12 protein-coding genes and 2 pseudogenes are annotated in these 14,163 nt (G+C 62.9%); 3 read left to right on the forward strand and 11 right to left on the reverse strand.

Going from position 1 to position 14,163, the window contains the following annotated elements:
- The first annotated feature begins 69 nt into the window (after nt 1-69).
- Nucleotides 70-546: a helix-turn-helix domain-containing protein gene (locus tag F1643_RS21205; protein WP_194915277.1), complete on the forward strand. Its 477-nt coding sequence runs from the start codon at nt 70-72 to the stop codon at nt 544-546.
- Nucleotides 547-626: 80 nt separating this feature from the next.
- Nucleotides 627-1,801, forward strand: a protein-coding gene (locus tag F1643_RS21210; RefSeq protein ID WP_098735552.1) for an IS3 family transposase whose coding sequence is annotated in 2 segments (ribosomal slippage) — nt 627-915 and nt 915-1,801 — 1,176 coding nt in all. Because the reading frame shifts where the segments join, the coding sequence is not laid out codon by codon here.
- Nucleotides 1,802-2,479: 678 nt separating this feature from the next.
- Here the strand turns inward: F1643_RS21210 and F1643_RS21215 are convergent.
- The 10 genes and pseudogenes from F1643_RS21215 to F1643_RS21260 form a co-directional block, all read right to left on the reverse strand.
- The gene (locus F1643_RS21215; protein ID WP_194915278.1) at nt 2,480-2,938 is read right to left on the reverse strand and encodes a hypothetical protein; all 459 of its coding nucleotides are present in this window, start codon (nt 2,936-2,938) and stop codon (nt 2,480-2,482) included.
- Between the two features lie 233 nt (nt 2,939-3,171).
- Entirely contained in the window at nt 3,172-3,810 is a 639-nt protein-coding gene (locus F1643_RS21220) for an HNH endonuclease family protein (protein WP_194915279.1), read from the reverse strand.
- A 41-nt stretch (nt 3,811-3,851) separates the two neighbouring features.
- Nucleotides 3,852-4,094, reverse strand: a complete 243-nt coding sequence (locus F1643_RS21225; RefSeq protein ID WP_194915280.1) for a hypothetical protein — start codon at nt 4,092-4,094, stop codon at nt 3,852-3,854.
- Nucleotides 4,095-4,115: 21 nt separating this feature from the next.
- Nucleotides 4,116-5,192, reverse strand: a complete 1,077-nt coding sequence (locus F1643_RS21230) for an IS5 family transposase (RefSeq protein ID WP_194913242.1) — start codon at nt 5,190-5,192, stop codon at nt 4,116-4,118.
- Between the two features lie 402 nt (nt 5,193-5,594).
- Nucleotides 5,595-6,197, reverse strand: coding sequence for a DUF411 domain-containing protein (locus tag F1643_RS21235; RefSeq protein ID WP_194915282.1), 603 nt, complete (start codon nt 6,195-6,197; stop codon nt 5,595-5,597).
- A 173-nt stretch (nt 6,198-6,370) separates the two neighbouring features.
- Nucleotides 6,371-7,513, reverse strand: coding sequence for a hypothetical protein (locus F1643_RS21240; RefSeq protein ID WP_194915283.1), 1,143 nt, complete (start codon nt 7,511-7,513; stop codon nt 6,371-6,373).
- 117 nt (nt 7,514-7,630) lie between these two features.
- Nucleotides 7,631-8,466 (reverse strand): annotated as a pseudogene (locus tag F1643_RS21245) (IS5 family transposase).
- Nucleotides 8,467-8,796: 330 nt separating this feature from the next.
- Complete coding sequence (locus F1643_RS21250; protein WP_194915284.1) at nt 8,797-9,231, reverse strand: hypothetical protein; 435 nt, start codon at nt 9,229-9,231, stop codon at nt 8,797-8,799.
- An 18-nt stretch (nt 9,232-9,249) separates the two neighbouring features.
- Nucleotides 9,250-9,576 (reverse strand): hypothetical protein, encoded by a 327-nt coding sequence (locus F1643_RS21255; RefSeq protein ID WP_194915286.1) that lies wholly within the window; start codon nt 9,574-9,576, stop codon nt 9,250-9,252.
- Nucleotides 9,573-10,655: pseudogene (locus tag F1643_RS21260) on the reverse strand (IS5 family transposase). Before F1643_RS21260 ends, F1643_RS21255 begins: the two are co-directional and overlap by 4 nt.
- 121 nt (nt 10,656-10,776) lie before the next feature.
- On the opposite strand from F1643_RS21260, the gene F1643_RS21265 reads away from it, so the two are divergent.
- Nucleotides 10,777-11,445: a hypothetical protein gene (locus tag F1643_RS21265; RefSeq protein ID WP_370540742.1), complete on the forward strand. Its 669-nt coding sequence runs from the start codon at nt 10,777-10,779 to the stop codon at nt 11,443-11,445.
- Nucleotides 11,446-12,415: 970 nt separating this feature from the next.
- Here the strand turns inward: F1643_RS21265 and F1643_RS25190 are convergent.
- The gene (locus F1643_RS25190; protein ID WP_194915288.1) at nt 12,416-12,967 is read right to left on the reverse strand and encodes a helix-turn-helix domain-containing protein; all 552 of its coding nucleotides are present in this window, start codon (nt 12,965-12,967) and stop codon (nt 12,416-12,418) included.
- Nucleotides 12,968-14,163: the final 1,196 nt, after the last annotated feature.

Here is a 14,163-nt window from a genome sequence, read left to right on the forward strand (position 1 = left end):
TGCCTTCAATGGCCCACTGTCACTAATCCAAACGTCCACCGCAGCCGCTGCACAAGGAGCTCACTTACGATGACCAATGCCACCAAGCCGAAACTGACTCGCGGCCGCAAGAAGCAGGGCCCCAACCCGATCGACGTGCATGTTGGGTCTCGCATCCGGTTACGTCGGACTCTTCTTGGCATGAGCCAGCAAAAGTTGGGGGAGGCTGTCGGCCTTACCTTTCAGCAGGTGCAAAAATACGAGCGCGGCGCCAACCGCATCAGCGCGTCACGCCTGTTCCAACTCACGCGTGTGCTTGATGTGCCCCTGTCCTTCTTTTTCGACGACATGCCGCCTGAAGTTGTGTCGGCCCCACTCGACAACGAGGACGGCGGTGACGTTTTAGGCGTGCAATCGAGCAGCAACTACGAGCCGGATCCGATGGCCAAGCGCGAGACCCTGGAGCTAGTGCGCGCCTACTACTCGATCAACGACCTGACCGTGCGCAAGAGCCTGTTCGACCTCGCCAAGGCTCTGGCGGTTTCAAACTCTTCCGATCCTAGCTGACCTCGCTGCTACAAGTAGTGACCCTCCTCCGAATCAGTGGACACCTCTGCTAAGCTCCAGATGGAGCGGAGAGGTCAAGAATGACGACGACACGGCGCATCTTTACGGACGAGTTCAAGCAAGAGGCGGTGGCGCTGTTGGCCAGCAGCGGCCGCTCCCTTGCGCAGATCGCCCGTGAATTGGGAGTGCAGCCCTCGGTGTTACGGAAATGGCAGCGCCGCCTAACCGGGTCAGGGGGGCCGTCGATGCCCCCCGTCCAGCAAGCGGCGGCCCCCCTGATCACAGGCGCTGATCAAGCATCGGAAATCGCCCGTCTAAAACGCGAACTCGCCCGCGTCCAGATGGAACGGGATATATTAAAAAAAACTGTAGCCATCTTCTCGGAAGCACCGAGATGAGGTTCCGAATCATTGCAGACTGCTGCGACGAATACCCGGTTCGGGTGCTCTGCGATGCCATCGGCGTGTCGCCATCGGGCTATTATGCTTGGCGCACGCGACCGGAGAGCCCACGCAAAGCAGCGAACCGGCAGTTGCTCGATGACATCCGGCGCCTTCACGACGCGCATCGTCAACGCTACGGAGTTCCTCGCATTCATGCCGCCCTGCGGGCGAATGGGCACACCGCCAGTCGCGGGCGTGTCGAACGCCTCATGCGCCGCCACGGCCTGCGGGCGCAACGCGCCAAGGCTTATCGCGTCTGCACCACCGACAGCCGGCACGGTTTGCCGGTGGCGCCCAATCGGCTCAATCGCGACTTTGCCCCGGCGAAGCCGAACCAGACTTGGCTCACCGACATCACATACATCCCGACGGACGAGGGCTGGCTGTATCTCGCCGTCGTCCTGGATCTGTTCAGCCGCAAGGCCGTGGGCTGGGCAATGCGCGACCACATGCGCACCGAACTGCCGCTGGCGGCCCTGACCATGGCGGTCCAGCGGCAACGGCCCCAGCCCGGCCTCCTGCACCACTCGGATCGTGGTAGTCAATACGCCGCTGGGGATTACCGAAAAGCTTTGAAAAGCAATGGCATCGTGCAGTCAATGAGCCGCAAAGGCAACTGCTGGGATAACGCCCCGATGGAAAGTTTCTTCGGCAGTTTGAAAGCGGAACTCGTCCATGGCGCCCGCTATGCAACGCGCGACGCCGCTCGCAGAGATCTGTTCGCCTACATCGAAGGCTATTACAATCGCCAGCGACTGCACTCGGCTCTCGGCTACATCACCCCGGACCAGGCCGAGCTTCGAGCCGCTTAACCCGGTGTCCTTTCTGCCGGGGGAAGGTCATTCCCAACAGTTCCGGTGAGCAAGGTCACTTCTTGGATGGAGCCAAGAGGAACTGGCGATCCGCGCCTGCGTCCACGTCGGGACGATCCATAGGCTCGACGCCGGAGGGAAGAGTATAAGGGTTATGTGTCAGGCTTACATCTGCTTCGCTCTCGCGGAGGCCGGCATTGAAATGGCGGATGACGGGGAGATGCTGCTGAAGAACAGGCATAGCGGACGATAGTGGCTGGGGCGCACGAGGAGACCCTTGTCAGCGACGCGGCGGTAAACCTCATGCTCCTATCGATTGGGCTTTTTCCTAGTAGCGCAACGGGGCGAGAGCGAGCATTTTCCTCAAATTGCGCCCAGTCGGCAAATCGATGATGTCCATCCATCGACGCAGCGCGTGCAGTGGCTGCTCGACGGCTGAGGCGGAACCGAATTCTGGGGGAGCCTGTGGGTTGGCTTCCCCAGACTTCCGGCCAGCCTCGACACTTTCTTTGGGCAACTCCTCCACCACGCGGAACCGTTTAGTGTCTATCCTGTTTCGGAAAGACACGCGTTTCCTCTCTGATCAAGCACTGCCCGCCCGGTCCGCCGCGGCGGGCATTCCTTTGCCAGGGACCTATCTACCTTCCGCTCGCTGCTCTATTGTTTCCCTCCTCGGCTTTACCGTTCTGCGGTCCAGGGCATGAGGCCATGAAGCAGCGCATTAAGGGCCAGGGCGCGGTCACGATAGATCGGCGCAGGCTTCCCGTCCCTGCGCACGCCACGCGCCCAATAAGCCGGCGTTTCGACGCTGCTCAGGCGGAGCATACCTGCGATCTGCCGGAAGGGAACTGGCTTGCCCAGGTCCAACTCTCTGCCCATTTCAGCGCGCCACCGCTCGAAATCCTCCGGCGGCATCAGGCCTTTCTCCTCGTCCCACGCGAACGGCGGCAGTCCCTCCGCAAGCGCTGCGCAAGCCAAAGACATATAGGCGGGGATGGTCGTGGGCGTGTTCGTGCCTCGCTTCGCGCCGCGTAGCATCTCGTCGATGCGGCTCATGCTGAGACCCAGCTCTTGAGCGGCCTTCGCGTGGGTCCACTGCATCGTGTGCAGCCAACAGACGAAGGCGTCGCTGGTCATGATTGCCGCATTAACTGCTCTGGGCATCGTCGCGTCCGAAGTCGAGGTCATTTTTCCGATCGTTACCACGGACAAGCGTTGAGTCCCAGCACGGGTGCGGGCGGGAGGCGTTAGGTTGGTCATTTCAAGTCCTTTCCCGACGCCCACCAATCAGGCGGTGTGGACGTCTGTAGCCAGTCGGAGCCATCTGGGCGGCTGATTTAAACCGCTGGCTCGGGCCGGATGTCCTGGAGTCAGCGATAGAGTTCTGACCCTGTGATAGGAGCGGTCGGGTTTACGCTCCCCCCCCGGGTAACCGGCTGTTCGACCGGGCACGTATGGAGCACGGTCTGCAGGACCTGGAGTTCCCGCTCATCGGCGCTGAGCTGCCACTTGTGCTTGATGTAGATCCAGCGCCGAACGAAGAAGCAGCGTTCGGTTTCACCATCAGGGAGCCATGCCTCGGGGCCATAGGCACCCTTTCGCTGGTTTACATCGCGGCCGGTGACCACCAGGTTCTCCATGTCGTTGAAGAACCGGTGTCGGACCGCGGTCTCCCACTGATACCCCCCGGAGTCGTGCGCTTCCTGAACAGGGACGACGTGATCGATGTCCGTGTTCTTGGGATCGGTAATTTCCACACCAGTCCAGGCATCGCGCCAGAGCTCGGCAACCACCTTACAGTTTCGGAGCCGCGGCCGAACCAGCGACGTGGCAGCCAGCACTGCGTGCCGCGTCGTCAGGCACCCTTCTACAGGCTCCCAATCGCCCCAAGCCTTGCGGTCATAGCCCTTGCGCATTTCGGCGGCCGCCGGCGGCAGTTGCTGGGCCGCTACCGGTTGGGCAGCGGCGGCCACCATTGCGGCGGCGATGAGGATAGCGAAGCGGGGCATCGTGCGTGTCCGTGTCGACGGGACAAAAGGCGGGGCGGTAATCACGCGGAGAGGATTGGGAAAAGCTCGGCTTCGGTAGGCTCCGGGATTTCGCTCCACGGCCGCCCGATCCGGGGGGTCGCCTGCCAACCTTTGCTGCCCTCCGGCAGCTTCTTAGCAGGGCGCGGAAAAACGAACATATTCGGGCCTTTTTCCCCCGCTGCGGCTTGAGAATGGGAGTTCTGACGCCCGTTTTCATCAGAATAGAGCGCCTTTTCGCGCTCTGCGGCTCCCGGAACCGCCATTCAGGCGGATTCCGGGCGTGATTATGCCGCCGCCAGCAGCTTGGGCAATCGGATCAGGTTGTAGGCGGTAGCGGTCAGGGTGAACATCCAACCGACGCGGGCCGTGCCGCGATGACGCGTCTTGCGCAAGCCGGCTCCCTTGATCCAGCCGAACACCTCCTCGATCCGTTTGCGGACTCTCAGGCTGACGGCGTAGCCGGGGTGGCGGGTGGTCCGGCCGTCGATCGCCGAGCGGCGGTTGCTCGTGTTCTGCGCAACATGCGCAGCGGCGCCCAAGCTGCGCATGTTCGCCACGAAATCCTTGGTGTCGTAAGCCTTGTCGGCGCCGACTGTGATGCGGTGGCGGCCGGGGATGGCCTCAATCATGGACACCGCCGCTTCGCGTTCAGCCAGACCGGTGGCCGCGGTGAGCCGGACATTCACCACCAGGGCGTGACGGTTCTCCATCAACGCATGGCCCATGAAGGCCAGCTTCGCCGGCTGCCCGTTGCCCTTGCGGTACAACCGCGCCTCGGGATCGCTGGTCGAGGCATGGGTCTCGTTGGACCGCTTCTCGCCATGAAAGTCGCGGTCGCCGTTGCGCCCCGGCCCCGGCGGCTCGCCGCTGCCGTCCTTGGGCCGAAAGCTCTTCACGCTGGCCCAGGCTTCGATCAGCGTGCCGTCCACCGAGAAGTGCTCGTCCGACAGCAGCGCCTTGACCTTCGGCTGACCCAGCACGGTGGCCAGGAACGTGGCCGCCACATCCCCGGCCAGCAGACGCTCACGGTTCTTGGTGAACACCGTAACGTCCCATACCGGGGCGTCCATCGACAGGCCGACGAACCAGCGGAACAGCAGGTTGTAATCGAGCTGTTCCATCAGCTGGCGTTCCGAGCGCACCGAGTAGAAGGCCTGGAGCAGCAGAGCCCGCAGCAGCTTCTCCGGCGGGATCGACGGCCGCCCGATCTTCGAGTACAGGCCTTCGAAGGCGGGCGACATCACCTCCAGCGCTTCATCCACGATGGCCCGGATCGGCCGCAGCGGGTGATTGGCCGGAACCCGCGCCTCACAGCTCACGTAGCTGAAAAGACCCTCGCTGCGTTCGTCCGATCCGCGCATCATCCCCTCTCCGACCGCACCCTGTGCCAGCAGAGAGAATCACGAGAGCCCGCCGCAGCACAGCCTTTTTCCGCATCCTGTTAGGGTCGAACGGCTGTATCATCCCGGCTCTGGCCAGCTCATCGAAAGCCGCTAGGGCACGTGAGCTGATAAAGTGCGGGGGCTCGAAGGTTACGGTCGTCACGGCGCCCATTCCAAACAGGCGGTAAGCGACGACTTGGGCGTCTCTGGACAGCGTGCACATGGTGTGATGGCTTCCTTCATCGGGGCGGTCAAACGAGGCGTGGAACGTACGAGACGATAACCCCCAGCCAGAACCCGAGCAGAACGCCGAAGAGCATCTTGGTCCGGGTGTTCGGCTTGTTGTCGTTGGCGGGCGGCATGAGGTGTCTCCAGAGGACGTTACGTGCAGTGACGGTTCTCGAAGTGCTGCGCCGGCCGATTGGTGGTTGGATCGAGAACGGACGCGCCGTTGAGCGACAACCGGATCACCGCATCCTTCAGGGAGATTAGCCAGCGGTGCAGATCGCCAGACGGGCTGTCGATTCCGGCCAGCATCTCGTCGATGTAAGGAACCCGCATCAGCGTGTCGGCAAAGGTCTGCGCCTGGTGGATACCCGGCGCACCCATTGGCATATTGGGTACGGCAATTCCTCGGGCGCTGGGTCGCTCCGTGAGCAAGCGTTTCACGGAACTGGGCGGAACGTGCCCCTCAATCACATAACCGTCAATCGTCGCCGAATGGCACGACCAGAGGGAATCAGGCAGACTAAGTTCAGCCTTCTTGCGCGCGAGATCGTCGACCATGATGACGCTCGGGTGGAACCCCTCGGCCTCCATCCGCTTCACCCAGGCGCCGCAGCATCCACAGGAGGCATCCCGATATACCCGCAGCTCAGGAACGCCGGCGGCGGCGAGCGGCTGTATGGCGGCCGGAACGACGATGCTGGCGGCGGCGAGGGCGAGGGCTCCACGAAGGAAGCTGCGGCGTTCGACATGGATCATGGTGCACCTGTTGAATGGCTCGTTTCCGTTGCGGGAAGATTAGACCGGTGAAGGTGTCTCCCTCGCCTTCCATAGACGTTGCTTTTCATCGCCTTTCGGCAGGGTCGTCGGACATGGACGTTGCCGGCGAAATGCTCACACGGGGTCGATGCCCCGGCTCTCATGGGGCACGGTCAGGCAGCCAAGGGAAGAGCACAGGTCGCATCCAGGTGCTGGTCGGGAGCGTCCGCATCCTCCAAGAGGTCGGCTGCCCACGCGAGGATCAGGTTCTCAGTGATCTGATCGTGCTCCATTTCACCGTCCTCGATGAGCTGGCGAATTTCCTCCTTCGCCCGCTCAATGCAGACCTCGAAAGGGGTCTTTGGCGCCGCGGCGACTGGAGGGGGGATCGGAAGGGCTTCCTGAAACACGAACCCGCCTTTCTTTAGGCGCTGGGTCTGACGGTTCATCCAGGCGGCCATGACGTTGGCGCAGTAGGCGTCCGTCTTCTTGAAATCTGGGTTCCCGACGGGCGATTCCGGCTCCAGGCCGGGCAACGGAAGAGCGATCTGAGCCTTCTCGGCCCGGCGCCCTCCATGAGTGCCGCGCCGGATATGGAAGGCTTCCCACCGGGCCGTCTTACCCCAGGCTTGGCTATCGACCGAGATGACCCTCGGGTGCTCACGGCACAGCTCCATGGCCTCTCCGTGCAATCCGAAGAGGTGCACGCGACAGTTGGCCGGTAGCCAACGATCCAGATGCGAGAGGATTTGGAGAACGCCATTCGGGCCGTGCGGTTGCCGTCGGCAAAAGGAGCCAATTCCGACGACGGAGTGCTCCGAGAGCCACGGCATGCGCTCAATGCAGCGCCCGTAGTCCGAGGCAAGCCAGCCCTGCACCACAGGAGCAAAGCGGGCGATGGAGCCCGCCTCGATGGCCAAGTTCCGGCAGAGCACGTTGAGGCGCACTGTGCGGGAGATCCGGTCATGAACCTCGGTGACTGAGGCGGCCACCTCCGGCTCGACGCAGTAGTCCATGCTATAGAACCGCACTACCGGCAGGGAGCTGGCGAAGGTGATGTATTCCTGCGGCCCCCAAGGCCAACCCGAGTATTGGCGCATGGCCGAAAAGCCCCCACTGTCAAGCTGAAGGTTCATTCCGCTTGCATTGGCAAAGCTGCTTCCGTCAAAGCCGTCAAAGTACGGAATGCCTAATTTGTCCTTTCGGTACACTGCGAATGCATTGGCGCTGACCAGAACCGGAACGCCGAGTTCGCGAGCGCGGGACAGGAGCGGTCCTTTGCGAAGGTGAGGCAGGCCCAAGATCATCTCGACCATGATTGGTAACTCAGTGCATTGGGGGAACGCACATAGAATATCGTACAGGGCGCATATCGCAAAGGAAGAACCGCCCACCCTCTCTCCGGTATTTGGCTTAGAGTCTGTCCTGAAAGATTATTTCCGAGCAAGCCTCCGGAGCATCAGGCGGATCATAGCGATGCGTATGAAAGCAACGGAGGTGCGGAGGTACTGCTCGTAATGTCGGACGAGGCGTCGGCAGCGGGTGAGCCATGACAGCGTTCGCTCAACCAGCCATCGCTTTGGGAGCACGACAAAGCCTTTGGCCTGATCGGAGCGTTTGACGATCTCCAACTGCCAGTTACCGGCCTCCTTCACCTTGGTGGCCGCGACCTCTCCTTGGTAGCCGCCATCGGCGAAGATCACCTGGATGAAGGGGAACAGCGCGCGGGTTGCCTTGTCGAGGACCAGGGCTGTGCCGTCGCGGTCCTGGATGTCGGCAGGGTGGACGGCGACGTTCAGGAGCAGGCCTAGCGTATCGACGAGGATGTGGTACTTGACGCCTTTGATCTTCTTGCCCGCGTCATAGCCGACCGGGTCCGCCGCAGGCCCCCTTTTTCCGCCGTGCGGACGCTCTGGCTGTCCACGACGGCGGCGGTCGGGCTGGCCTCGCGGCCTTCCCGTTCGCGGACCTGTTGGTAGAGGTCATGATGGATGCGCTCCAGCGTGCCATCCCAGGCCCACAGGTGCAGATAGCCGTGTACCGTGCTGCGCGGCGGCAGGTCCTTGGGAAGGTGGCGCCACTGGCAACCCGTCTCCAAGACGTACAGCACACCGTTCAGCACCGCCCGGACGTCGACGCTGCGGTGCCGGCCACCGCGTCGTGCCGGCGGGATCAGCGGCTCGACGATCCGCCATTCCTCATCGCTCAGGTCGCTCGGGTAACGCAGCATGCTACGATTATGGCGCTCCCGCTTCTCCGGCCTCCACATCCTCACCTCCGTCTTGGAGGCTCCTTTGAATCACAACTGATTCATCCGATTCAACTTCTTCTCGGACGGGCTCTTAACCGGCACGATTTTCTCTTTTAACTCCGATCGCTGTCGCCTCTGCTTCAAAGTCCAAGCAGTACTTTGACTCCAGCTTTGCATCGGTGATGGTATGCCCGATGCACTCAGGCACACCGCCCGCAGTGCCTCTTCACCCCTGACAATGGCAGGAAATGCTGCCGAAGCTTGACCAGACTGGTCCTTTCGCCGCACTCCCGATATACGACCCAGATGACGAACGCGTCGCGTTCGGACATCACAAGCACGCGCTAATCAGATCGCTTCAGTGGGCGTGGCGGTGAGAACGTCGCTGCTTTCGAGGTGAGGCCGGTCGACGAAGGTCTGGCGTGGCACCGGGACATGCATCGGATACGGTCGCTTCGAGGCCTGCCAGCGGTCCAGAAATTCACCAAGATGTGGCCGCGCGCTTCTCTCACGCGAAAGACAGTCCACCAAGCTGTCGATGCTCGCGTTGTGGCCCGTAGGGTCCGTTCGTCCAGTGAGCAGTGCCCAGCGGATGTAGGCGATGTAGAGGTTCAGCGTGTCCGTCTCGCAGTACGCCCGCACCTTTTCGACCTCTCCACGCGCCATCATGTCGGCGACTTCCGATCCATGGCCGAACCCAGCTTTCCCCGGCAACCCAAGCATGTTCGAAATGTCCTGAAGCCCGATCCGCTGCACGGCACCGTAGTCGGACACCTGCTCCATTAGCAGGCTGCTGAAAAACTACCAGTGGTGAGCCTTAAGCTGGATCTCATCGCCGTGGTGGATGCTGATTTCAACCTCAAGGCTCCCATCCTCGGCCAATTCGGCCGTGCCGGTGCCGCGGATGGGGGTCATCTCGTCGCTGCCCTCGAAATCGAAGAAGATGGTGCTGACGCCGTTCTCGCACTCCAGGCCGGCTTGAAGGGCGCCGAACACCATCTCGCCGCGGCCGTCGACGTCGAAGCGGATGTAGGCCGGCTCGACCAGATCGAGATATGCACGGTCCCACTGGTCGGCTTCGATGAGGCGCCACTTGCCGAGCACCTTGCAGCGTCGCGCCGCCGTCATGGCGCCGTAGCCAGCAGCTTGGGCAGCCGGATCAGGTTGTAGGCTGCCGTGGCGAAGGTAAAGGCCCAGCCCACCCGGGCGGTACCGCGGAAGCGGCTCTTGCGATGACCGGCCACCGTCTTGATCCAGCCGAACACCTCCTCGATGCGCTTGCGGCAGCGTTGGCTCACCTCGTAGCCGGAATGCCGGGTGGTGCGCGCGTCGATGCGCGAACGCCGCCCGGAGATGTTCTGCGCCACGTGCGGCGTCGCCTTCAGTGACCGTAGGTCGGCGACGAAATCCGCCGTATCGTAGCCCTTGTCGGCGCCCACCGTGATACGGTGCCGGCCGTCCATGGCGCCGATCAGGTCGAGCGCGGCGCTCCGCTCGGCGGTGCCGCTGGCCTGCGTGAGCGTCGCTCCAACCACCAGGCCGTTGCGGTTCTCCATCAGCACGTGCCCCATGAAGCTGAGCTTGGCCTCCTTGCCGCGCCCCTTGCGGAACAGCTTGGCTTCAGGATCGGTCAGACTGGTGTGCGTGTCGTTGCTGCGCCGCTCGCCGTGGAAGTTCCGTTCGCCGTTGCGTCCGGGCCCCGGCGGCTCGTTGCTCCCGTCCTTCGGCCGGAAACTCTTCACGCTGGCCCAGGCTTCGATCAACGTCCCGTCCACCGAGAAGTGCTCGTCCGACAGCAAGCCTTTGACCTTGGCGTGCGCCACCACGGCACCGAGGAAAGTGCCGGCCACGTCGCCGGCGAGCAAGCGGTCGCGGTTCTTGGTGAACACCGTCGGGTGCCAGACCGGATCGTCCACGCCCAGGCCGACGAACTAGCGGAACAGCAGGTTGAAGTCGATCTGCTCGGCGAGCTGACGCTCCGAGCGGATCGAGTAGAAGGCTTGCAGCAGCAGCGCCTTGAGCACCTGTTCGGGCGGGATCGACGGCCGCCCGGTGCTGGCGTAAAGTCCGGCCAACGCCGTATCCATGCCGGCCAGCACCTCATCAACCACTGCCCGGATCGCCCGCAACGGATGCTTGGCCGGAACCCGCTCCTCCAGAGACACGTAGCTGAACATCCCGCCCTGATGCGACTGCCGTCCGCGCATACCCGTGACCGTGACGACGGAAGCACGCGGACCTGATGGCCGCTGGCGGGCTGATGTCCTGGTACGACACCCGACACGAGGGTGGGGGGTCGCTATCGAGATCCAGATGTCTCGCTGTGCCTTGGACGAGATCCAGCGCCGGCAAGCAGCCTACGCGGCCGACGGCGTGCGTGGCGCGTGGTTGATCGGCTTCAGCCTGCCCGACTACGAGCCCCATCGTGATCTGCCGCTATTCCACCTGGTTCCGCTGCGCGACGGCGTCCTGGCGCCATGGATTGATCCGGGCGATGGCCGGCAGACCCCCATCAGCGACTTCGTGACGTTGTTGCTGAGCCGTCGGGTGCATCTGCACGAGCCCGCCGCGCACACCCTATCGCTGTCAGCGGTTGCCTCCCCATCAAACTGCTGGAAGTGCTTTCAGAACCAGATGCTGCTGGTGAGCTTTGTGAACGCGCCATTTGGTATGTTTGCCCCCAAGGGATGGCTCCTGGCAAAGGACTTGGCAAAGGTGCCGGAAATCTATGCTGCCTATCGGCGGGCCGTGCCGATGCTGCTGCGGACCGTTCCAGACCTGTCAGTGCTACGGCCGCCAAGGCACGCGGAGGCAAAGCCCGAGCTCCAGGGCTACTGTCCGGCGTGCGACGCGCCGCAATCCCTCCACCGATTGAGCCAGGCTCTGCTGGACCCCGCGCGTCAGCGTTGCTGGTCGTTGTCGGACGGCCGGGAATGGTCCCTGCAGGAGCGGGTTCGGCCGCGGTGGGAATGGCAGAGCGAACCGGAGCCGAAATAGCTGCGGACAGACGCTGGAAGCTGCCCGTGGTGTCCGGCTGCGTACTACCAGCCTCTGTTTCCGTGTCGCAGTCGGACGATGGGGCTGGTGTCGAAGCTGGGGTCGCGACACTGCCCGGCCACTTGCCTTCGGCCACCAGCCGGGCCTTCATCTCGTCAAATCGAGCGATCTCTGCGGCGCGCTCGGCCCGCCGGCGCTCATCCAGAGCGGCGCGCTCTGCAGTCGTCAAACGCCTTGGTGCGGCAATCAGCGACGGCATCTCCAGACAGCGACGCAGCCGGTCGCGCTGCTGACGGGCCTGTACGACCAGCCGTTCGCACATCGCACGGATCTCGCCAGGGTAGGGCGCGCGTCGATTATCAGGGGTGCGACGCCATATGCGGCACGCTTCCTCCACGGCCCACAGGGGATACTCCTCAATGTCCTCGCCCCACTGCCCGGCGATATCTTCCTCCATCTCCAGAGCCCGGTCAGGCTGCCGATAGTAGGAAAGCAGCACGGCAACGGCGCGCATGGCGCGGGCATTGGTCTCCCAATCCTGAGGACGCAGGTATTCGTCGAACGCCGCCATAGCTTCTTCAGCGGCTGCGCGCTCGGCCGCCGGAACCGGGCTGGCTCGCCAAGCCTTCTCAGCGGTCCCGAGAAATTCGATCCGGTGCTGGGCTGCGTCCTTCGGATTTGCCGGTTCAGCTGACGTGAGTGAAACCTGCTCGGCGCGCAAGAGCCGCTCTAGCCCAGGCGTCAAAGCGGGCTTGGCCGGCAGCCGCTGGAATGGCACTACCTCGCCTCGCCGCTGGCCGGCCGGTGTCGTGGACGGACGCGGCGCGGAAGGGAGCTTGATTGGCGGAACGGTCATGGCGCTTGATTTCCTTCCTGATCCAGCAGCGGAAGATGGACGAGGGGTCGGGCAGGGGCTGGCCACGGTAGTGGCCGACGAACTTCCGGGCGACGATTGCCACGTCGTCCGAGGTCAGATCGGGACGGGTTGTGGAGGCAAACGACAGGTCGTCTTGCGATGGCGCCCAGCCGTCGTCGATTGGAGACGGAGGCGTTGCACCGGCCGGGTTCCCAGTGCCGTCGCGGTCAACCCCGGTACCTCCCTCCGGCGCGCTCGCGCGCCCAAGAGAGAGAGATTCTTGATGGAGATGTTCGGGGTGTTCTGTGTCGCCGTCGGCAACAGTGGTTGGCACCTCGTCGACAGCATGGTGCAGGCTGCCCAAAAAGCCGTCCAGCAGGGCCTCGTGCCCCGCGAGCTGGTAGGTGCAGACCCGGACCTTCGGATTGGGATGCTGGCCCTTTGCAACCAGCCCAAGCTAACGAGTTTCGCCAGCACGCTGTTCGCCGTCGATCGGTTGATCTTGAGCTTGGTTGCGATCGTCGTCTGCGACGGCCAGGACAGTCCGGTGCGGTCCGCATGGATGGACAGGACCGTCAGGACACCAAGCTCAAGAACCCCAACATCAGGATGGTCGAGGTAACGTGCGGGCACAAGCCCCACCCTCTGCTTGGAAGCGTGTTCCATGCAGTTGCTCCAATTTTATAAAAGTGCGGCAATAGACCATCGTTCCCAAAGTCTCTAAACTTGGGTGGATGGCATCGCCGAACTTCGAGTTCTGTCTGATACGAAAGGCCCCGCAAGGGAGCCCGGCATTACACTTTGACGTTCATGGCGACTTCTTCCTTTCGGACTAAACGGCAATGCTACGATTCACACAGATCGACGTGAGACGGATCCGCCATTATGGCCTCCAATCCGTCACCGTGACGTTGAAGGGGGCATAACGGCTGAGTGCGGCTCGCCATGATGCTCCACGGTCCGTCACCGTGACGCCGCGTGGAGCGTGATGGCGGGAATCTGGCCCACCAGTATGCTCCACACCGCGTCACCCCCAGCGACTCACACGGAATCGCGGCTGCTGTCCGAGTGGGAGCGAGTAATCCCGCCATTATACCCCATGCTACGTCACCCAGGGCCAGGAGCCACCCGCTCGCTTCCGGAGCCCCGATTGTGGGCGGGGAGCGGGCGCTAGCCTCAGATCCGCATCGTGGTGACGCATAAGAGGCTATGATGGCGGCGCGCCGGACAATCCTGCCTCACGCGACGCCGGGGTGACGAAGTGGGGGCCATAATGGCGGCACGTTCGGCCGCCGTGCGGCAGATCGCGATGTGAATGACTGATTGGAGGCCATAGCGGCGCAGCGGACCAATCCTGGACTTCGCGGCTCCTTCTGGGGCCGTTGCCGCCTTCGGGCGGAGCAGTAGCCAGACACTGCGCGCCGGTTCGGCAAGGCCAACTCTTCCTAAAAACCCCCATCACGGCGGCTGGAGAACCCAGCCCGCAACATATTAGGCACCGTTTTGCAAGCGCCGCGACACCCGAGAAAGACGTCGATTTTCGGTGTTTTTACCCCGTATCGCTTAGCGTGTGTCGTGTGTATCGTCTCGGCGACGAAATTCAGCTTTAGAAAGCCGAGCGACGTTCCAATGGAACGTGGTCTACACTGAGGAGGTTTGCTGGGGTCAGGCAGATCGAAGCGCCAACCTGAGGGATGGCAGTAAGGACCGGTGATCAGTCACTAAGCCATCATGGCCTCCAACACGTCACCATGACGTGGTCGGGTCTATAATGGCGTGGCGCCATTGCTGGATATACCTTCATAGCCTCCAACACGTCACTGTGACAAAGCGGAGGCTATGTTGGCGCGACTCACGTCCGC

It is taken from the genome of Azospirillum sp. INR13 (assembly GCF_015390205.1).
Taxonomy (GTDB): Bacteria; Pseudomonadota; Alphaproteobacteria; order Azospirillales; family Azospirillaceae; genus Azospirillum.